At 49.1% G+C, this 20,174-nt stretch carries 23 protein-coding genes, 1 pseudogene and 1 other annotated feature; of the genes and pseudogenes, 2 read left to right on the top strand and 22 right to left on the bottom strand.

Translation table 11 applies throughout. The features are described from left to right. Window positions 1–57 precede the first annotated feature (57 nt). From IPL71_RS24090 to IPL71_RS24080, 3 genes and pseudogenes are all read right to left on the bottom strand, one after another. Window positions 58–2,658, bottom strand: a complete 2,601-nt coding sequence (locus IPL71_RS24090; protein ID WP_345326075.1) for a phenylalanine--tRNA ligase subunit beta — start codon at window positions 2,656–2,658, stop codon at window positions 58–60. Window positions 2,659–2,756: 98 nt separating this feature from the next. After that, window positions 2,757–3,814: pseudogene (gene pheS, locus IPL71_RS24085) on the bottom strand (phenylalanine--tRNA ligase subunit alpha). Between the two features lie 125 nt (window positions 3,815–3,939). Continuing rightward, window positions 3,940–4,182, bottom strand: a binding site (T-box leader). A gap of 179 nt (window positions 4,183–4,361) precedes the next feature. Beyond that, window positions 4,362–5,114 (bottom strand): SH3 domain-containing protein, encoded by a 753-nt coding sequence (locus tag IPL71_RS24080; RefSeq protein ID WP_345326073.1) that lies wholly within the window; start codon window positions 5,112–5,114, stop codon window positions 4,362–4,364. A gap of 119 nt (window positions 5,115–5,233) precedes the next feature. Here IPL71_RS24080 and IPL71_RS24075 point away from each other — a divergent pair, with 119 nt between their 5' ends. Then, window positions 5,234–6,064: a VIT1/CCC1 transporter family protein gene (locus IPL71_RS24075; RefSeq protein WP_345326071.1), complete on the top strand. Its 831-nt coding sequence runs from the start codon at window positions 5,234–5,236 to the stop codon at window positions 6,062–6,064. 7 nt (window positions 6,065–6,071) lie between these two features. Here the strand turns inward: IPL71_RS24075 and IPL71_RS24070 are convergent, their stop codons facing one another. From IPL71_RS24070 to IPL71_RS23985, 19 genes are all read right to left on the bottom strand, one after another. Beyond that, complete coding sequence (locus tag IPL71_RS24070) at window positions 6,072–7,061, bottom strand: GAF domain-containing protein (protein WP_345326069.1); 990 nt, start codon at window positions 7,059–7,061, stop codon at window positions 6,072–6,074. A 47-nt stretch (window positions 7,062–7,108) separates the two neighbouring features. Beyond that, window positions 7,109–7,435, bottom strand: a complete 327-nt coding sequence (locus IPL71_RS24065) for a hypothetical protein (protein ID WP_345326067.1) — start codon at window positions 7,433–7,435, stop codon at window positions 7,109–7,111. Window positions 7,436–7,441: 6 nt separating this feature from the next. Then, a complete protein-coding gene (locus IPL71_RS24060; RefSeq protein ID WP_345326065.1) occupies window positions 7,442–7,921 on the bottom strand; it encodes a hypothetical protein in 480 nt (159 codons plus the stop codon). 197 nt (window positions 7,922–8,118) lie between these two features. Then, the gene (locus IPL71_RS26320) at window positions 8,119–8,271 is read right to left on the bottom strand and encodes a hypothetical protein (RefSeq protein ID WP_514130858.1); all 153 of its coding nucleotides are present in this window, start codon (window positions 8,269–8,271) and stop codon (window positions 8,119–8,121) included. Further along, window positions 8,247–8,570, bottom strand: a complete 324-nt coding sequence (locus tag IPL71_RS24055) for a hypothetical protein (RefSeq protein ID WP_345326063.1) — start codon at window positions 8,568–8,570, stop codon at window positions 8,247–8,249. The genes IPL71_RS26320 and IPL71_RS24055 overlap by 25 nt, the downstream gene beginning before the upstream one ends. Continuing rightward, complete coding sequence (locus IPL71_RS24050; protein ID WP_345326061.1) at window positions 8,513–8,800, bottom strand: ATP-binding cassette domain-containing protein; 288 nt, start codon at window positions 8,798–8,800, stop codon at window positions 8,513–8,515. The genes IPL71_RS24055 and IPL71_RS24050 overlap by 58 nt, the downstream gene beginning before the upstream one ends. Continuing rightward, on the bottom strand, window positions 8,797–9,690 hold the full coding sequence (locus IPL71_RS24045; RefSeq protein WP_345326059.1) for an ATP-binding cassette domain-containing protein: 894 nt from the start codon (window positions 9,688–9,690) through the stop codon (window positions 8,797–8,799). Before IPL71_RS24045 ends, IPL71_RS24050 begins: the two co-directional genes overlap by 4 nt. Next, window positions 9,572–10,132, bottom strand: a complete 561-nt coding sequence (locus IPL71_RS24040; protein ID WP_345326054.1) for an ATP-binding cassette domain-containing protein — start codon at window positions 10,130–10,132, stop codon at window positions 9,572–9,574. Before IPL71_RS24040 ends, IPL71_RS24045 begins: the two co-directional genes overlap by 119 nt. A gap of 272 nt (window positions 10,133–10,404) precedes the next feature. Further along, window positions 10,405–10,944 (bottom strand): GNAT family N-acetyltransferase, encoded by a 540-nt coding sequence (locus tag IPL71_RS24035; protein ID WP_345326052.1) that lies wholly within the window; start codon window positions 10,942–10,944, stop codon window positions 10,405–10,407. Then, window positions 10,941–11,792: a pyrroline-5-carboxylate reductase gene (proC, locus tag IPL71_RS24030; RefSeq protein ID WP_345326051.1), complete on the bottom strand. Its 852-nt coding sequence runs from the start codon at window positions 11,790–11,792 to the stop codon at window positions 10,941–10,943. The genes IPL71_RS24035 and proC overlap by 4 nt, the downstream gene beginning before the upstream one ends. Window positions 11,793–11,878: 86 nt before the next feature. Beyond that, a complete protein-coding gene (locus tag IPL71_RS24025) occupies window positions 11,879–12,370 on the bottom strand; it encodes a DUF402 domain-containing protein (protein WP_345326049.1) in 492 nt (163 codons plus the stop codon). 215 nt (window positions 12,371–12,585) lie between these two features. Continuing rightward, complete coding sequence (locus IPL71_RS24020) at window positions 12,586–13,065, bottom strand: hypothetical protein (protein WP_345326048.1); 480 nt, start codon at window positions 13,063–13,065, stop codon at window positions 12,586–12,588. Window positions 13,066–13,203: 138 nt separating this feature from the next. After that, window positions 13,204–13,779: a Holliday junction branch migration protein RuvA gene (gene ruvA / locus IPL71_RS24015; RefSeq protein WP_345326047.1), complete on the bottom strand. Its 576-nt coding sequence runs from the start codon at window positions 13,777–13,779 to the stop codon at window positions 13,204–13,206. A gap of 16 nt (window positions 13,780–13,795) precedes the next feature. Then, complete coding sequence (gene ruvC, locus IPL71_RS24010) at window positions 13,796–14,278, bottom strand: crossover junction endodeoxyribonuclease RuvC (RefSeq protein ID WP_345326045.1); 483 nt, start codon at window positions 14,276–14,278, stop codon at window positions 13,796–13,798. Window positions 14,279–14,369: 91 nt separating this feature from the next. After that, complete coding sequence (locus IPL71_RS24005) at window positions 14,370–15,125, bottom strand: YebC/PmpR family DNA-binding transcriptional regulator (RefSeq protein ID WP_345326043.1); 756 nt, start codon at window positions 15,123–15,125, stop codon at window positions 14,370–14,372. Between the two features lie 156 nt (window positions 15,126–15,281). Beyond that, on the bottom strand, window positions 15,282–15,899 hold the full coding sequence (locus IPL71_RS24000; protein ID WP_345326041.1) for an MFS transporter: 618 nt from the start codon (window positions 15,897–15,899) through the stop codon (window positions 15,282–15,284). Beyond that, on the bottom strand, window positions 15,820–16,566 hold the full coding sequence (locus IPL71_RS23995; RefSeq protein ID WP_345326039.1) for an MFS transporter: 747 nt from the start codon (window positions 16,564–16,566) through the stop codon (window positions 15,820–15,822). The genes IPL71_RS24000 and IPL71_RS23995 overlap by 80 nt, the downstream gene beginning before the upstream one ends. A gap of 94 nt (window positions 16,567–16,660) precedes the next feature. After that, the gene (locus IPL71_RS23990) at window positions 16,661–17,884 is read right to left on the bottom strand and encodes a metallophosphoesterase family protein (RefSeq protein ID WP_345326037.1); all 1,224 of its coding nucleotides are present in this window, start codon (window positions 17,882–17,884) and stop codon (window positions 16,661–16,663) included. A gap of 79 nt (window positions 17,885–17,963) precedes the next feature. After that, complete coding sequence (locus IPL71_RS23985; protein WP_345326035.1) at window positions 17,964–19,313, bottom strand: C39 family peptidase; 1,350 nt, start codon at window positions 19,311–19,313, stop codon at window positions 17,964–17,966. 319 nt (window positions 19,314–19,632) lie between these two features. Here IPL71_RS23985 and IPL71_RS23980 point away from each other — a divergent pair, with 319 nt between their 5' ends. After that, complete coding sequence (locus tag IPL71_RS23980; RefSeq protein WP_345326033.1) at window positions 19,633–20,166, top strand: hypothetical protein; 534 nt, start codon at window positions 19,633–19,635, stop codon at window positions 20,164–20,166. Window positions 20,167–20,174 lie beyond the last annotated feature (8 nt).

Raw genomic sequence — 20,174 nt, 5'->3', positions numbered from 1 at the left:
TCAGGTAGTATACAGCCAATAAAAATGGGACGCAAGATTTTCTGCGTCCCATTGGTACTAACTTCTTAACTTCGCGCCAATCGTATTTTCCAGCCGCTTTACTATTTTATTTCTGATCGTGGCGGCGTCGGCGTCAGTCAGCGTTTTCTCGGCTTGATACGTGAGACTATACGCCAGTGACTTTTTGCCTGCTCCGATCTTTTCATCGCGATAAACATCGAACAAGCGGACGTCTGTCACGGTCTTTCCGCCTGTTTGCCTGATCAATGCTTCGACAGCAGATGCGGCGACTGATTCATCGAGGATGATGGCGATGTCTTCATACATGGGCGGGAACTCGGAGACCGGCACAATGCCATAGGATGGATTCAATGTGCGCAGTTTTTCCAGATCAAACTCTGCCACGATCACAGGCGCATCACCGAATTCATATTTCTCCTTCGCCAGCGGATGCAATTCACCGAATACACCCACGACCTGTCCGCTCACTTTCACTTCGGCGGATTTGCCCGGGTGCAGTTGATAGGAGGAGGAAGCCTCAGCGTAGACAATGTCTGTGAAACGGAGGCCGGCCAAAAGGAGTTCGATGCGTCCCTTCATGTCGTAAAAGTCGAATGCCGGCGGAGTCTTCACATCCCAGGCAGATGCGATGCGGGCACCTGTCATCACGATGCCGAGTTTGCGCGGCTCGTTGGGAAGGTCGTTCTTAACCGGCTCGAAGACCGAGCCCACTTCGAACATCGCAATCGATTCTGCTTTTGCATTTTTCTCGGCCACTTCAAGCACCGATGCCAGCAGACTTTGGCGCAGCACGCTGCGTTCAGGCGCAATCGGATTCGCGATGCGCACGTATTCATCGTATGCGATCACGCGGCCTTCGCGCTCGGGCGAGGTCATGCGATAGGTGACCACTTCCTGCAAGCCGATTGCCACGAGCAGATCACGCAATCGTTCTTCCCATTCATGCACGGGGTTGCCAACTTGCGGTGGAAGCGCATCAGACATGGTGGTGGTTGGGATTTTGTCGAAGCCGTAGGAACGCGCAACTTCTTCGAGTACATCCGCCAGACCGACCACACCTTCTTCGATATCCATGCGATGAGCGGGCGCGGTGACTTTTACGCTGCCGCCTGTGATTTCACATTTGAATTCAAGATGCGTGAGCAGTGTGGATATTTCTTCGGCGGTGAGTTCGATGCCGAGCAAACGCTTTACATCTTTGGGTGTCACTTCAACCACTGAATCCTTCGGCTTGAGTGGATACACATCCACAAGGCCGGGCGCCACCTGACCATTTGCCCAGGCAGCCATGTATTGCAGTCCGCGCTTCACGCCGGTTTCTGCGATTGCGGGATGCACGCCGCGCGAAAAGCGGAATGACGCTTCGGACGGCAGGTTGTGCTGTTTGGCTGTGCGGCGAATGTTGATGAAGTTCCACGCCGCGCCTTCGAGCAAAATGTTGACCGTGCTCTTGCCGCGTGAAGTGATCTTGCCCTGCGGCATTTCACCGGCATTGACTTCAATTCCCTTGACATCAAGTATTTCTTTTGAAGCATCATACACTTCAGATTCAGAACCGCCCATCACACCGGCCAGTGACAGTGAACCTTTTTCGTCACACACCAGGACATTCATGGCTGTGAGTTTGCGTTTCACGCCATCAAGTGTGACGAGTTCTTCACCTTCCTGTGCGGTGCGGGTGATGATTTTGATCTTTTTATCGCCGGCACGTTCCTTGAGAACGTCATAGTCAAAAGCGTGGAGAGGTTCGCCGAGTTCAATCATGGCGTAGTTTGTGGCATCGACGATGTTATTGATGGCGCGCACGCCCGCGAGTTTTAATCTGCGCTGAATTTGATACGGGCTGGGCTTGATTTCCACATTGCGGATTAATCCCGCCACGAAGCGCGGATTTAGTTCCGAGTTGATAATTTCAATCGAAACTAAATCTTCAACTGATGCGCCGGACGTTTTGAGTTCGATCACAGGCTGCTTCAACTTGCGGCCCGTCAGCGCGGCCAGTTCACGCGCGATGCCGATCACATTTGCGTTACGCGCCATGTTCGGCAGAATGGAAATATCCAACACGGCATCGCCGATGTAATCAGCGAGAGGCATGCCCACCGGTGCATCGTCATCAAGAATGATGATGCCGTCGCTTTCCTCTGTGATGCCGAGCTCCTTTTCGGAGCAGACCATCGAGTATGAATCCACACCGCGGATCTTGGCGCGTTTGAGAGTCATCAAGACCTGTCCATCCGCGTGACCATCATACAGTGTGGAGCCTTCTTTGGCATACGCTACTTTGATCGGTTTCTCAAGTTTCCCCGCACCTTTCAAATGGAAGATATTCGGCGCGCCGGTTAAGACAACCTGTTCCTGCTGACCATCGAACAGGTCAAGCAGAGTCAACTTGTCTGCGTTGGGATGCGCTTTCACTTCACGAATTTCAGCAACGACAATTTTTTCCTTGTCCCAGGCGATGCCGTTGGTCTTGAATTCATGTTTTTCGCCGGCGCCATAAACAGGCATGGGCAGACCCGCGTAGAGAATCTCATCCACTTCGAGACCGGCGAGAGTCAACTTGCGTGCAAGGTCTTCGACAGTTAATCCATCGAGATCAATAAAATCTTTTAGCCATGATATAGGTAGTTTCATAATTCACTTCCTTTTATTTACCACAAAGTGTCACAAAGGAGCACAAAGGTTTTAAATTTTCTTTTTTTTCCTTTTTTTTTTCTTCGTGGTTAAGAGCTTTAGAATTGTTCAAGGAACCGCACGTCATTGCCCCAGAAATAACGAATGTCGTTGATCTTATTTCTCAGCATCAACTGACGCTCGGGGCCCATGCCGAAGGCGAAGCCGGTATAGCGTTTAGGATCGTAGCCGCCGTTTTGCAGCACGTTCGGGTGGACCATGCCGCAGCCGAGAATTTCAAGCCAGCCCGAATTCTTGCAGACCTGGCAGCCCTTTCCGCCGCAGACAAAACATTCCACATCCACTTCGGCAGAGGGTTCGGTGAATGGGAAGTACGAAGCGCGAAATCTACGCGTGCTTCCTGTCCGAACATGCGCCGCGCAAAATCGGTGAGTGTACCTTTCAAATCAGCGAACGTGATCCCTTCGCCAACAGCCAGCCCTTCCACTTGGTTGAACTGAATTTCAGAACGCGCTGTGATCTGCTCATAGCGATAGCACATACCCGGCAGCGCAATGCGGATCGGAGGCGGGTTCTGCGGGTTGGTCGCCACAGCCTCGCGCATCGCGCGGATCTGTCCCGGTGAGGTGTGAGTGCGCATCAAGATCGGGTTGTCTTCGCGCCCTTCACTTTCCACATAAAACGAATCCTGCATTTCGCGCGCGGGGTGATGCGGCGCAAAGTTCAGCATTTGGAAATTCATTTCATCGGTTTCCACTTCGCGCGATGTGTAGACCTGAAACCCCATCTCCGCGAGAATGTCCAACACACTGCGCAGTTGCTGCGTGGCGGGGTGTAAACGTCCGATGTTCACATCGCGGCCGGGCAGGGTGACATCCAGTTTTTCTTCTTCGAGGGATTTCGCCAACGCGGCATTTTTCACCGCTTGAACTTTTTCCTCCAAAGCAGATTCCAACGCCACTTTGACACGGTTCGCAGCCGCGCCGACAACTGGTTTCTCTTCCTTTGAGAGTTTCCCAAACCCGGCAAAGACCTGCATCAGCGGTGAACTGCGCCCGACATTTGCTGTGCGCCATGCATCGAGAGCGGCCTGGTCATTAATCGATGCCAGACTCTCCAGTGCGGCCTTTTCGATCTCGTTCAATTTATCCAACATACGTGCCTCCTTGGTTACCAGACTTCGGAAGTCTCTTTTGGAGTCTTCATCATGGAAGTTTTACAAGAAAGACTTCCGAAGTCTATTTTTACGATGGCCAAAAACAAAAACCTCCCGTCCACAAATAATGGGACGAGAGGGAGTTCTCGTGGTACCACCCAAATTCATCGCTAAGCGATGCACTTCGCGCCGACATTCATCGGCTTCTCGAATAACGTTGAGAATACGGTTCAGACTACTAGAAAATCATTCACCTGAACGGCTCAAGAGGGAACTTCAACTGATTTCGGTCGAGTACAACTTTCACCCTTGCGTTGCACATCTCTGGCGGCTTCCGTCAGTTTACTTTCCTCTGTCACAGCCTTTAATTTGATTAATGCAATTATCTGCGGAATTCAAGGGATGTCAAGGCTTGGAAAATGTTCGGGGACTGGCGGGCAGGCCGCAGGTTAAGAAAGATGCGCTGATCGAGATGCGGGAATGTTTTCGGCGGGAAAATTCAAAAGATGGCGACCCTGTTTGGGCCGCCATCTTTTATCCTAAAAAATTATGGGCAGGACACTTTATATTTTGTCTCGCTTGTTTTTTCGTTTGGCTTGGTGATAATCAGTTTTACCCAATAATCGCCCGCCGGAAATGACGGGGTGAAACTGCCTTCGATGGTTTGGGTTTCGGCTTTTTTGAATTCAATCGTGTATACCGTGAGGGAGCCGCCTTGCTGGGTTTCAAAATGCCATTCCACTTTGGCCGGGCCGTTGGTGGTGATGCTGCCTTTGATCGTGATCGGTTGTATGGGGCCGATACAACCCGGCAGGATGATTTCCTTCGGATCAAGCTTTAAGCTGACATCTGTTACCGATGCGATGGGCGGATTGATCACTTGAAGATTTGCGAGATTGCCCGCGGTGACGGTGACACTGCTTGCGACCCAGCAAGGTTTGCCGGGGTCATTGACCGTGGTCACATACCACCAGGTGGCATCGCCATTCTTGCCCTGAATCGTAGCTGTCTGACCGACCAGCAGCGAACCGATGGAGATCCAATCGGTGCTGGGGCCGAGGCGGCAGTTGACTCCTTTATCGAGCGGCCAGGCGATGGGAATGGTTGGCGTGGGTGTGAAAGTGGGCAACGGTGTTTCTGTTGGAATCAAAGTTTGGGTTGGGATGAGTGTTTCGGTTGGCAGGCCGGGTGTTGTGGTAATGACGATTGGCGTTTGTGTGGCGGCTCCGCCTGCGGGCAGATTGCAGGCCAGCATTGATAATGCTAAAACAAGACTTGCTGTAAAAGTGCGTTTGTTCATAAATTCTTTTCTCCTTGTTATATGATAATGGCTAATGATAAGAAGTATGGCTCTATGCGGCAATGACCCATTGGTTAGTTAACTCAAATTGTACCCTGCTAACTTTCTACGAAGATTAAATGCATCACTTGCTCTGCCGGCTTCAGGTTTTATTTTTATGTGACATTTGTCCATTATCAATGATGGCGCGCTTGAGTATGATGTTAAGCATGGAACCTGTAACGCACGATCAACTTATAAATGAAGTTTTGCATCACACCCAAACAGACCCGCATAAACGGGCTTCGGGTCTTTCGGATTTTATTCTCGGCGCGCAGGATGGACTGGTTAACGTGCTTGGGGTTGTGCTGGGGATTGCGGCGGCCACGAGTGATGCCCGTATTGTTTTAGTGGCCGGGCTCGCCACTACTTTTGCTGAATCCATTTCGATGGGGGCTGTGGCTTATACCACCACACTGGCCGATGCAGATTTATATCAAAGCGAACGCGAGCGCGAGTATCGTCACATTAAAGAAACGCCGCATCTTGAAATTAAAGAGATCCGCGATATTTATGAAAGCAAAGGGTTTAGCGGGGAATTGCTGGATCGTATCGTGGAAACGATCACTGCCAACAATGATGTCTGGGTGGCGGTGATGATGGCGGAGGAGCATCAACTCGCGCCAGTGGACCGTAAGTCTGCGATTCGTGCCGCGCTGGTAGTTGGTTTTGCCGCGATTGCCGGATCGCTCGTCCCGTTATTCCCCTTTATGATCTGGTCGGTTTCGACCAGCATGTGGCTTTCAGTGCTGGTGACTGCGCTGGTGTTATTTGGGATCGGCGCCTACAAGGCTCGTGTGACCGTTGGCAAACCAATGAAGAGCGGACTTGAAATGGCAGTGATCGGCACTGTCAGTGCGCTGGCCGGTTATTTGGTGGGCTTCATTCTCAAGGTCCCGCCGGTGCCGTGAAGTTAAGTCAGATTACTTTGTTGTAAATATATCTTCGCTCAGTCTGTCGTGTCAGGTTAATAAGGAACGTATTGATGTAGCGCGCAAATACCTGCGCCATTTCCTTCTCGTTATTGTTGAAGGGGGATACGCTAAAACGTGAAAGCGCAAGCAGTCCGACAATTCCGTTTTGATCTGTAACGGGAATGCCCATCCATGAGCGTGTGTTGGAGGATGCGTAGACCCCGTTCCAGGCAGGAACCATGCGCACATCTTCAATGCTGAATGGCTGACTCATGGTTAAGACAGATCTGTAAATTTCATTCGAACGCAAGGGATCATCCAGAAGTTTTACATGCTCATTGCTTCTCAGGCTTTCATAGGTTGAGTTGTTTTGAATGATAATCTCTGCTTCATGATAGGGGGCAACAAGGCGTAAACTCTCAAGGATCAATTCCAGTATATTACGCCCCGGTGACTCACTGGAGAGAATTGTTTCAATATCATTCAATGAACTGATCACGCCGTTCATATTACTTAATAATTGTGATTGACTCAACAAAAGCACATACATATCCAACAGGGCATAATTGCCATCGTCATATTCAACAACGATCGGGTCGTATGTGCCGTCTTGTGAGCGGCTGAGGGCCAGTTTGGCGGCGGTATTAATGGGCAGTTGACTCTTAAGGCTGAAGACATCCGTATGCAGTTCCATCAATAGATCGCCCACTGGTTTGGTGAGGAATAATTCCACCCCGTAGCGGCGTCCCAGCCTTTCAAACATTTTGTGACGCGGGAGCACGCCCAGTAATCTTTTTCCCTGCGTGACGACCGCTCCCGGAACCAGCGGATTTTCACGCAGGTGATTGACCACCTTTTCAGCCAGCGTATCATAGGAGACCATATAGTTGGAAAGAGGCAAATCTCCAATGCAGACGGGTACTGGAATATGGCCGGTGGGAAATATATTCAAATAATGTGGAACAGGGTTGACTCTCATGGGTGATGAGTGCATTATAAAGAACTGCGCTTAACCCATTTTGAAGAGCAGGTTAACGGGACTTAAACATTCCGCTTGAAATACAAATTTGCAAGGTTTCCCAGAAAGAACACAAATAAAACGGCCACGATCACTTCCGATGCCCAGCCGATGACCGGGACAAAGGTTAATATTTCAAGGGCGGCATCCTTTAATAGGGTGGAGAGTCCCCAGATCGCCATGGCTGAATATCCGATCTCTTTGAAGCCGAGTTGAAATTTGTGTATCTTTGCCAGATGAACGAGCATATAGATCTCCAGCGCGGTCAACAGCAGGGATGTGCCCGGGATGGGCGCGGTCAGTGCGGAAATTACGCCTGCGATCAATGAGTAAATCAGAATCAGTGTCATGGTGTGTTATTGGCGCATAAGAAGAAAAACAATTCCGCCGGCCACGACAATGGCGCACAACAACAGCACCGCGACGACAGCAATGATAACGCCGGTCTGTGAGCCGGAATCTTCTGAAATGGCCGTTGGAGATGATTGCATGATCGGCGGTGCGGATTTAAAGGCGGGTTCACTTTGTGTAAAGGTGGGCGTGCCTTTGGGCAGAAGTCCCATGCGGCTAATCAACACCATCGATTTTTCAAACTTGGCGCGTGCTTCAGGCGGAAGAGAGTCAAGGCTTTGCATCTGTTTTCCATTGATGATGACGCTTGTATTCTCTGATATGCCAAGCATCTTCTGAAGCGCATCCCCTTCGAATAGATCGGGAATGCCGTTGTTGTTTTTATCCTGCATGAAATCCATGATCTGCTCGTAAGCAGCGCGCTGCTCGGCTGGCATTTCGTCAATGCTGGTGTAGGTCTTGCCGTTAAAAGAGATGATTTCCATTTTTATGTTTTCCTTTAGGTCAACCATATTCGTTAAACGATAAATGCAGTATCAGACAAAGGTACGACAGAAATTTTACTTCATCCCGGGTATGTTGGCTTTTGTCAATTTCAGCATGTTAAACGGAGAGGAACAAAGATATGTCATTAAAAAAATAGACCACGGACAGTCGTCCGTGGTCTATGGTTTATCGTCCGTTACTGCAGCGCTTCCCACTCTGCCAGAGTAGCATCCATTTCTTTTTGCGTGAGGTCGTAATCTTTTGCGAGTTTTACCACTTCACCCGGGTCTTTGGGCGGATGTGCCAGTTTTTCGCCGATCTCGCTTAACTGCGCTTCGAGTTTGGCGATCTTGCTTTCAAGTTCCTGCTTTTTTGCGTTCTTCTTTTTATCTTCTTTTGTGGCCGGTGACTTGGCTTTTGGCGCATCTTTTTCTTATCAGCAACCACCGCAGATTCACGCTCGGCTTGTACGGTGGCACGGCGGGCGAGGTCTTTCTCTCTTTCTTCTTTCAACTGAGAGTAAATACCCTTGAAGATGATGAGATGTGATTCGTCTGTGTCGATCTCCCAGATTTGAGTTGCGATGGCATCTACGAGATAGCGGTCATGTGTGACCAATAGAATTGTGCCTTCGTAATCATCAAGCACGGCTTCGAGAATTTCCTGCGAGGAATATCCAAATGGTTGGTGGGTTCGTCGAGTAATAATAAATTTGTATCCTGCAAGGCGAGCTTGGCCAATGCCAAACGTCCGCGCTCACCACCGGAGAGCATGGATACTTTCTTGAAGGCGTCATCGCCGGAGAATAGATATTTGCCGAGATACTCGCGCGCCTTTTGTGGAAGCCAGCCGGTGGCGTACATGATCTCGTCGATCACGCTTTTTGCGGATCGAGGCTTTCGTGCGCTTGAGCAAAATACCCAATGTGCAGACTCTCTCCCAGAGTCACCTCACCAGCTAACGGCGGAATCTGACCGAGGATCGTCTTCAGAAAAGTGGACTTGCCGGCGCCGTTCGGTCCGATCAATGCGGCACAGTCGCCGCGTCTCAAATCTATATTTGGAGATGAGAATAAAAACTTGTCAGAGAATCCAACTTTGAGATTCTCGGTGCGGATGACCATATCGCCGGAGCGCGCCGCTTGCGCGAGACGCAGATGCAAATTTGGTAATTGGCGCACAGGTGATTGCAGCGCATTGATGCGGCGGCCGGCTTCATCCACACCGAGGATGGAGGTGGTGACTGAAATTTCGCCAGCGGTCTCGCTCCATTTTTGTTTGAGCGCGGCTTCCATGCCGATCTGTTCGATGGCTTGAATAATGCGCGAGAGGCGTTTGAGTTTGCCTTTGGCCTGCAATACATTTTGTCCCGCCACATTCTTGCGGATGTATTCCATTTCTTTTTGCAGCTTTTCTTTTTCGGCGTCGAAAATTTCCTGCCTGCGTTCCATGCGTTCAACGCGTTGTTTCAGATACGCGCTGTAATTGCCGCGATAGGTTTCAGTTGTGCCGGGGAACATTTCCAAAATGCCGTTGCTGGCTTTATCCAAAAAGAAACGGTCATGCGAAATGATAATAGCCGCGCCTTCCCATTGACTCAAATAGCCTTCGAGCCATTCGACGGCGGCAATATCCAAATGATTGGTGGGTTCATCGAGCAGAAGCAGATCGGGGTCTTCGAGCAAAAGTTTTGCAAGAAATCCGCGTGTGCGTTGGCCGCCCGAAAGATGATCGAGATCGAGTTGATAATCTTCTTCGCTGAATCCCAAACCGGGTTAAGACTGTGCAAATTTTTGTGGTGTAGGTGTAGCCGCCGCGCCGTTCGAATTCTTCCTGTAATTTTCCGTAACGTTCCATTACTTCATCGAGATCGGCATTCGGATCAGACATTGAGTCTTCAAGGCGATGCAATTCCTCCTGCTCTGCTTTGAAATGCTCAAAGACGGATTCGCAGGCCGTCCAGATCGTTCCCTGCATTTTGAAATCTGCCTCTTGCGACAAATACCCGATTCGGACTCCGCGTGTGCGGGATACTGTTCCCGATGTGGGTTCGTCAGCGCCGACGAGGATTCTCATGAGCGAGGTTTTGCCGATTCCATTTGGCCCGACGATGGCCATGCGCGCGCCTTTGACGACAGAGAAGGATACCCCGCTGAAAATATCAGTGGGGCCGTATGATTTTGCGAGTGAGCTTACTGTAATAAGTGACATGATTTTCCAGCTTTACAAAGTACTGCATAATTTGCTGAATAAATTTTGAAATTATGCAACGAGCAGTAGATTTGAACGCCCCGTATTATAAGCGATAGAGTTTGGTTATTGCCTTTTCGAGAGTGCGTTTTTTAATTCCAATTAACCATGATAAACGGAGATACCCATACGGGCACAATGTAAACAAAGATATTCTTTCAAATCTCCGTTCTTCTTTGTTCATCTCTGGTTTAGTTTTTCAAAACTTGCGGATTAAAAATCCGCGCTCCGATTTACTTCACGATCGCGTACATATAACAATCACGCGGTTCGGGGTCCATATTCGGGCGGATACTTTCTTTGCGCAGGAGACCTTCACGCTGCATCCCTGCTTTTTCCAGAACCCGCTGGGATGGAATGTTATCCACATCTGTTGTGGCATAAACGCGGACAACGCCCGGCTGTTGAAATGACCAGTCAATACAGGCACGTGCAGCTTCGGTCATGTAGCCTTTGCCCCATTGGGCATATGCGCCTGTATATCCGAAACTTACTTTGAAAGTTTCCTTCTCCAGCCGCAGTTCGATCATCCCGGCCAGTTCACCGCTTTCCTTGATCTCAAGCAGATAGCGGAAATTTGTTTCTCCTTCCCAATTATCAATGGATCTTTTCACCAATGCTTCGGTCTGCGTCACATTTTCATGCGGATGCCACGAGAGGAAGCGGGTCACTTCTGGATATTTTGCCCAACTTGCAAAGACAGCCGGCGCATCGTCCATGCGCGGTTTGCGGAGTAGAAGTCGTTCGGTTTCGATTTGTTCAGGTGGTTTCATTTCTCTTCATCTTCATTAACATCAGAAATATGACCGGGCTTTTCCTTGCCTAATTCCAGTGAGCGTTGATAGGCGGCCCAGACCGCGCGTGAGATGGCGGTGCGGAAGCCGGCTTTTTCAAGATAATACAAAGCCTCAGCGGATGTCCCGCCGGGGGATGTGACTTGATTGCGCAAGGTGGCGGGATGTCTGCTTGCGCCTTGATAATATGAAGCCGATCCTTTGATGGTTTGCAAAACCAACTGCTCGGCGATGCGGCGTGGGAATCCCATGTGGACTCCGGCGTCGATCAGTGCTTCGGTGAAGAGAAAGACATACGCAGGGCCGGAACCTGAAAGTGCGGTTGCCATATCGAGATAACTTTCATCTTCCACAAATACTTCCTCGCCCATGGCGCTCAATAGGGAGCGTGCCATCTTTTGTTGTTCTTCGCTTACATCTTTTGATGCGGCCCAAACGGTGATTCCTTCGCCGATCTGTCCCGGTGTATTCGGCATCGAGCGGACAATGGCCTTATGTTTCAGTCCGGTGCCGATCTTCTTGATAGTTGCGCCCGCAATAATGGACAGAACCAACGCGCCCGGACGGATGCCTTTGAGTCCCTTCATGACTTCGCTTAATCGCTGCGGTTTGACAGACAGCACAACCACGTCCGCGTCGTGGACTGCGGACACGTTATCTGTCGTCACTTTGATTCCATACTTCTTGTGTAATTCCTGTCCACGCTCTTCGTGTGGACCTGAAGCGGTGATATTTTTAGGGTCTGCGAGTTTTTGGCGCAAGAGGCCGGCGATCATGGCTTCTGCCATTACACCAGGACCGATGAATGTGATCTTTTTATTGAGCATGGGGAACTCCTGGGACTTAAGGATGAAGGATGAATTGTGAAGGATGAAAAAAAGTAAAAAGTAAGAAGTAAGAAGTGATGAAGCTTTTATGGGAAATATGGCGAGGGCTTTGCTTGCCAGTGATTTGCGAGTTCGAGCGCTTCTTTTGCGGCGGTGTACATTTGCGCTTGAAATTCTTTTGTGTATTGATATTTTACTGCGGCTTCGGCGAATTCATCTTCGTCGATCAATTCAGCGGGTTTGAGCGGATACTTTGACACATCCAGTTCATGGTCTTTGAAACTCATTGTCTCATTTTTGAATTCGGGAGGCGAAGCAACATTAATATAAATATGATGCAGCTCACCATTGGCTTCAAAGATTTCGATCAAATTATAGAACTTCTCGCGCCAGTAATAAGCTCGGTAATGATAAAGAAGCGGAAGATCTTCACCCTTGATATTAAACACGGACGAGCCCGCAGGTGCAATTGTAACAATCGAGTCTGTGTTAACAGACTCGATTGTGGCTTGCCAGCTTCGATATATAGTTCCGTCCGTTTTACAGGCGCGGACTTGGATTTGGTCGCCTGGTTTCATTGAGTACTCATCTTACGCACAATTATCTTGCTCCCGCGATTTGACCGCCGACAACTATCGGTTTGCGTTATCTGTGTGTGAGCGGGCATAGATTCTGTTCGAGAGTAGAGAAAACTCGAAGCCAGAAAAATACCCGAAAATACCGCAGAATCCCTGGCATCCAGCGCACGCTTTGTTAGGTGTAGTTTTGGAATTGTACACCTTTTGCCTTTTACCTAAACCGTAATAAGAAAGGCTAAAACAGAAAGAACAATTAATGAAATCGAAGAAATAATTTGGTAAGCTGCAACACGACGAATATGTTTTATATCATCATAAATATAGCCAAAATATTTGATTTGCGGATATACGCCTTTTGTTAATGCAAATGCACCTTGATAAATACCAATTCCAGAAAAAATAAAAGTAAAGGAAGGAAAGAACCTTCTCCCATAGTTCATTAATGACCAACTATCTAGCCGTGGCGAGAATATTAAATATGGTATACAAATCAAAAATACATAACAAAGAAGAGCGAACATCAAATAATGCGAATTTATTCCTTTGAAGTCTGGTGAAATTTCTACTAATTCATTTTCGGAAAGGTGTTTTGACCGAAAGCAATAATTATCCCAGAATAAATTGAATCCACAAAGTATTCCCCAGAAGATGAACATGAAGCCATCGTCTTTTAATAAAATTGAAACTCCTTCCATAAATCTTTACTCACAGATAATTTTCTTGACATATACGGCTTTTGCGTTTTTTGACAAGCACCTAACTTATGCATAGACGTTGCGGTCAGCCGTTGTCGGTCAGATTTAGCTTAAAACTGGCCTATTAGATCACAGTAACTATTGGAAATATCCCAGTGCCAATCTGAGGCGTTCGCCTGTATCATCCGGTGAATCTTTTGGTATGGATTGAAGTGCGGCTTGCGCTTCGACTAGTGAATAACCCAGCGCGGTCAATGCGGCGATGACTTCGGCATCGGTGTCTGACATGGCGGAGAGTCTGGAGAGTGAGTCAGCGGGTTTGAGTTTATCTTTGAGATGCAGCGCCATTTTCTGCGCGGTCTTTTTGCCGACTCCGGGAACGCGGCTCAATACATCGGGTTCTTCGGCGAAGACGGCGCGCTGGATCGCATCGAGCGTCATGGTGGATAAAACGGAGAGCGCGACCTTCGGGCCGACTCCGTCCACGCCGAGCAGGATGTTGAAGAGTTCGCGGTCGCTTTGAGATTCAGATCCATAAAGCAGGAACGCATCTTCACGCACGACAAGATGGGTGAACAAAAATATGGATTCACCAGCTTTAGATTGTCCGCGCAAAGGCGCAGGGACAAAGACTCTGTATCCCACACCGCCGACTTCGACGATCAGGGCGTTCTCTTCTATTTGGGAGATTTCTCCACGGAGGGTTGCTATCATGTTTGTATTTTACCGTTTATTCATAACGTTTTGTATTTAAGTGTGTGATCGCAATTGCCAGAGCATCAGCGGCGTCATCAGGCTTTGGGATTTTATCCAGTTGCAACAGGGCGCGCACCATATCCTGTACCTGACGTTTGTCTGCGGAGCCGTAACCGGCCACGGCTTGTTTCACTTCGTTGGGGGTGTATTCAAAAGGTTCGATACCTGCTTTTTGGATGCAGAGCAGAATTACGCCGCGCGCCTGTCCCACGGCGATGGCGGTTTTGACATTGGTCTGAAAGAACAATTGCTCCACGGCGGCGGTATCGGGTTTATGCTCTTTGAGCAGATCATTGAGCTGATCAAATAACATTTCGAGGCGCGCAGCGGGTGAGGACTCTTTCGGGGTGGAGATAATGCCGTAGGAAACAGCGACCAGATCCCCGTTAGGCATGAGGCGCACGAGACCGAATCCAGTGGTGGCGGTACCGGGGTCAATTCCGAGGGCGAGAGTCATAATTTATTTACACATTAAAAAGACTTCGGAAGTTTTCCTTGAGGCATTCAGGCTGGAACGACTCTTAAAAAACTTCCGAAGTCTGGTTTTCTTAAGCGGCTTCGAGTGCGGCCAGAGCTTCGTCTGAAACTTTAACGTTGTGGAAAACATCCTGTACGTCGTCAAGTTCTTCGATGGCTTCAACCATTTTCATGAATTTCAAGGTTGAATCGACATCGAGTTCGATTTCCTGCTTGGCGATCATACGCAAGCCGGCTTCATCGGGATGAACATGCACCTGATGAAGCGCATCGGCAATGGTTTTGAAAGATTCGACGGGAGCATAAATATCAATTGTATCGCCGCCGTCTACTACATCGTCTGCGCCGACCACGATACCGAGTTCAAATGCTTTATCAAAAGATAATTGACTCGAAGGAAAGGCGAAATAAGATTTGCGGTCAAATTGCCAGCCGACTGCGCCCACTTCTGCCATGTTGCCGCCGTATTTGCTAAAGGCATGACGCATATCTGGGACCGTGCGATTGCGGTTATCGGTGACACAGGTCACCATGAGCGCCGAACCGTGCGGACCATACCCTTCGAAGGTGATCTCTTCGAAAACTGTGCCGTCTTTATCTTCGCCGGCACCGCGCTTGATGGCGCGTTCGATATTGTCCTTGGGCATATTTTCTGCGCGGGCTTTATCGATGGCAAGGCGTAGACGAAAATTTGAATCGACATCACTGCCGCCTTCGCGGGACGAGATGACGATTTCACGGGCAAGCCGTGTGAAGATGGCGCCGCGTTTTGCATCGGCAACACCTTTCTTTCGTTTAATGGTGGACCATTTTGAATGACCTGACATGGGAACTCCTTACAAGATCTTTAATTCAAAAAAATTATACCACCCTAGAAACGGCGTTGCGCAAAAATTCAACACCCGGTTTGGGTTATGCCTGTAAACACAAAAGGCAAATGGAAAATTTTCCTCCATTTGCCTTTTGTATGGTTAGGGCGGGATTTACATGGCTTTTGCGCGGTCTGCCATTTGATTGCGGAGATCGTGCGCATCTTTGTCGATGGTGAAGATCGCACCGAGATAGAAGAAGAAGCATAAGCCCCAGGCCACGGTGCAGATCAATATGATGGCGGTTTGCAGGTTGTACATGTCTGCGATGTAGCCGGTGATGATGGGAGCGAAGGCCGCGCCCGCGTTTTCGATGAAGTATTCCACGGCCTGCGCGGTCGAGCGGACTTCGGGCACGGTGACGTCATACACAGTGGCGATGACGTTGGCAGAGGAAAGCGGCATGAAGAGCGCGGTGAGACACATCAGAATAAAAAATTGATTGGTGGCTTCGATGGGTGTGTTGATGGCGAAGTACATGAAGATCGCGCCCATTAACACGCCGATGCTGGAAACAATGATGCGGCCTTTGTTTGTGAATTTATAGGCGAAATCACCGAGCGCGCCGCCTACGAAATATCCGCCGGCGAGGATCAGGATGACGGGCGCCATGGTGAAGAGAATGCTGTTGGCGTCGTAGCCGCGTTCTGTTTCAAGATAACCAAAGAAGAAGAAGGTGATCACGTTCCACGGGAAGACGCCCGCGAAGCCCTGTAAAAAAACGAACCACATGGTTTTCTTCTTGAAGATCTCCCTGCGCTTCGGCCCATGAGAATTTAAAGGTTTGCATTTCAGTCATGCCTTCGAATTCAGGTTCGGCCTGTCCGCGCGGCATTTCTTTCACGCCAAAATAGATCAGGACCGCGAGGACCAGTCCCAGCGAACCGGTGATGTAAAAGATGGAACGCCAGCCGCCGATCATGGGCGCGACGATCAATGCGAGGATCATGCCCAACAGATAGCCGAGCGGCTGCGCAAGTTGTAGAATGCCATAAATTTTTCCGCGCAGGTTCGGGCCGAAATAATCGGCGATCAACGTGAACAAACCAGGGTAGGATGAATCGTCAATGCCGGTCGATGCGCGTGTGGCGAGGAATCCGCCGAAGCTGCGCACGATGGCGTTCAGCCATGTGGTGCCGCCCCAGATAAATGATGCAAGTGAAAGAAGTTTTGTGCGCGAGTAGCGGTCGTATAAATAACCCCAGATCGGATAAAGAATGGTACCTACGATCAACGCGCCCGAATTGATCAAGCCCCATTGCTGGTTGTTAAGTTTAAAGTCCTCGCTGATCTGCACTTGCAGCGAGCCGATCATCAACTTGTCAGTTTGATGCAGGAGCATGAAAAAGAAGAATACAGCAACGACGAACCAACGATAACGTGAATTCTCTTTGGACATACAACCTCTTCGATTTACGATTTTGGATTTTTGATTGCTGATTTTAGATTTACGAGTTGCATTGTACTTGTTTACTTGTTTCCGTGTCTACTTTTTAATCCTCAAGCGGATCTTCAGAAATAATTTCCTGCGCGAGTTTTTGCAGTTCATCTGTGTCTTTTGCTTTCGATGCATCAAAATATTGCGCAAGCAGATCAAGCGGGCTCAAACTGCTGACCACCTGTCCCTCGGCGATGCGCACACGCGCCTCACTTTGCGGGCGTTTCACCAGATGAAATTCAAACGCACCTTCGGTGTATTTTCGCAGATCGGTTTCATCGATCAAGGTATCCCATTCTCTTGGATATTCAACCGACAAGCGGACAATCGCCTCAGACATTTCCTTCGGGCTGGGTAATACGTCTTTAAGAAACTCGTTCACGTTCTCCCCCGACCTGAGAACTGTCCGGCGATCTATAAACTTTCTCACCCCTGTGAGTTGTCTCCACTCCACCTGCGTGTCTTTTCCTTTTTCAACTTCTGCCACGATAAAGAAACGATCCTCTTTCGCTTCGCCAAAGTCCACGCGCTCGATCGAGCCGGGATAAATCACCGGCGGCTGGAAGCCTTCATTCACATCCTGCGGCTTGTGGATATGTCCCATGGCGACGTAACTTAATTTTGGATTTTTCACCAGACTGCCCGAAAGCACCAGGTCATTGCCAAGCATCACCAGCCTTTCGCCGCCAAACTTCGCGCCTTCGATCGATGCGTGTGCCGTGAGAATCACTGGCAGTGACGAGTCTACTTCATCAAGCCAGCCTTCGATCAAATTTCCGATATTGCCTTCGATGCGTGAATACGCTTCACTGGAATCAGTCTCGCCTGTTGCGGCCATTAATCCCGAGCGGGTGATCCACGGCATCGCGATGACTTGAATCGGCAGATCCCATAGATCCTTTGGCTTTAGCAGACAGGGTTTATCCAGCACCTGCACAAATGGGACTTGCAAAGTTTTGAATTCCTGAAGCGCATGAGCCCGCCCGATGGACGGTGATATATCGTGATTGCCGATCAATAACAAAGTGGGGATCCTGGCCTGCGACAAACGCATGATGCGTCTGCCCCATTCGCGTTGAAAGGTGGGCGCAGGGGAACGGTCTTTGTAGGCATCGCCGGCAAAGATGACCAGATCCACTTTTTCGGAGATGGCTGTATTCACGATGGTATCCAGTGACTTGAGGAAATCAAGCACGCGCATGGGAAGTCCCGTTTCGGGATCGTGGCGGCCATAGTTGGCCATGTCAATATGTGCGTCGGCGAAATGGAGTAGTTTCATAGTTTGTTAGTTGAGTGGTTTGTTAGTTGGAGATTTTGACTTTCGCAGGTACCCGATCATGCCGTTGACTAAACTGCACTTAAGGCTGCAATCCCAAATCTTGAAGTGCCTGCACTGCGGGAGTCCAGTTAATGTGGACTCTTAATGCGGCGCGGAAATCAGCCACGGCTGATTCTGTATCTCCGATCTGATAGTAGGCACGTCCGCGCCAGAGCAGGGATTCTTCGAGAGTTGGTGTGGAGATGGTGTCGTTTAAGGTTGTGTCTGCGAGATTGATCACATCCAAATAGCGGCCTGGATAGTAATAGGAAAAGTAAGGCCCTGTTTGATACCACATCATGCGGAAGGGACGGTTCTTTTCTTTAATGTCCCATTTTTCGTAGGATGCAAATGCCTGATCGTAAGCCGCCGCGGCATCGACATATTGCTGTAAAGCCACATGGCTTGTCCCTTTGTTGAATAAGGCAAAGAATAAGTCATTGCCTTTTAGACTTTTGATTTCTTTTTCAGCCAGTTCAAGCGCGTGCTGTGTAGCCCATGTTTCATCTTTCCACGGGCCGAGCAGGTCGATTAATTCTTTTTCACGTTCAGGCGGATAGATCACCATAAAAATATAATTAAATGAACGCCAGCCATCTTGATACGCGGCATAAGTACTAAGCAAGTCTTTGCCGGGTTTTAGATAGGCGTCCTGCACAATAAATCCGCCGCGCGCATCATCGTAGCCGGTGGTGAAAAGATAATGTCCGAGCCAGTCAATTTTGCCGGTGTAATCGTGTTCGTAATATCCTTTTTCCACGAGTACGGGAAATCCTGCGGCAAGCAAACGTTTGACAAGATTCTCGTCTCCGCCGTAACGGGAAAGCGCGCGCAGGTTCGTATTTTCATTTACGAAGTCTACGAGTTCGTAGGGCATCACGTTTTTATCTGGCAGACCCTGCTCAATAAAATTCTTCTTCGGGTCGCCTGAGCCGGGTTTGACAACTTTGGCAACATCATCACGAGTGCCCTGCCAGCCCCAGAATTTAAGTGCCATGGTTAAGTTGGCCGGCCCGCAATAGTTCCATGCGCCGTGCTGATCAACGTAGACAACGCCCGGCAGAATAACAGAAGCAGGCAGCGGCGTGGAGGTGATCGTGGGTGTGGGAGTAGGTCCCTGTGTGGGAGTCATGGTCGCCCTGGGAGTTAATGTCAACAGCATTTCGGCGCGAGCGGTCACAATGGCTGTTTCAATGGTTAATGCGGTTTGTCCGCTGGGTTGAAAGACTGCTTCAGCGGGCGGTTTGAAAAAATAGACGATCCTTGTGCGCACGAGGTCTACACGAGGAGCAAGGCGGTCGTGAATCGGTGGAATGAAATACAGGCCAATGCCAAGCAGAAGCGCAGCTGGAATTAACCAGAGTTTGTTTATTTTTTTGATTCTGTTCATGGGAAGATTATACATGCTTGCGCAATACCTTGTATAACAAAATAAGGCTCTTCTGTTTTGCGGAAAAACCCTTACCACGAAGGGTCACAAAGGGATTCTTAGTCTTTTTTTTGTGCCACTTTGTCTCCTTTGTGGTTAAGAAAAAGATTCCCATTAAAAATGATAGACCCCAAAATAATTTAGATAAAGCCAAGCGACGATACTGATGGTACTTTGGTACTATTTTTGGAGTGTCTGAGTAATCTCTCATATTCAGGTAGTATCTCTTTTGAAGTTAAAACGACTTATCCCTTATACAGTCAAAAAGGAGACTAATTTCATGAGAAAAAGTACTTTGTTCGTTTCTGGGGTTTTGACCACGTTTGTATTGGCCGTTTTGTTTGGGGTGGCTTCAGCTTATAAGAATATCGTCAGTGCAACCGAAGTGGCCGCAGCCACCCAGCCAACCGCAATGGTTGAAATGGTCAACCAGCCGATTGAGGCTGTAGTTCCTACTCAAGTGGTTCCCACTCAAGTTGTGACAATTGCCCCTGAAGCCGCCGCGGCCATCGCCAGCAAAGTGTTGGGACGCACAGATCTTTACAGTGTCGAAATTACCCTTTTTGAAAACACAGATGCTTATCTGGTCACATTTTCATCGGGCGATATTGTCTATCTGAGTCTCGATGGACAGATACTCTCCATTTCCAAATTACCCGTCACGATAATTACTCAAAGAAGACCCGGCAGTGATAACGAAGATACCGGCGGCGGTACCACCGCTGTTGTTACTACGTCCAGTGGCGACGACGATCACGAAGATCATGAAGAGCACGAAGAGCACGAAGAGCATGAAGATGGGGATGATGATTAATTTCAACC

The organism is Candidatus Villigracilis proximus (assembly GCF_016717045.1).
GTDB classification, from domain to species: Bacteria; Chloroflexota; Anaerolineae; order Anaerolineales; family Villigracilaceae; genus Villigracilis; species Villigracilis proximus.
The sequence above is the reverse complement of the archived record's forward strand: the minus strand, read 5'-3'. Positions and strand labels throughout refer to the sequence as shown.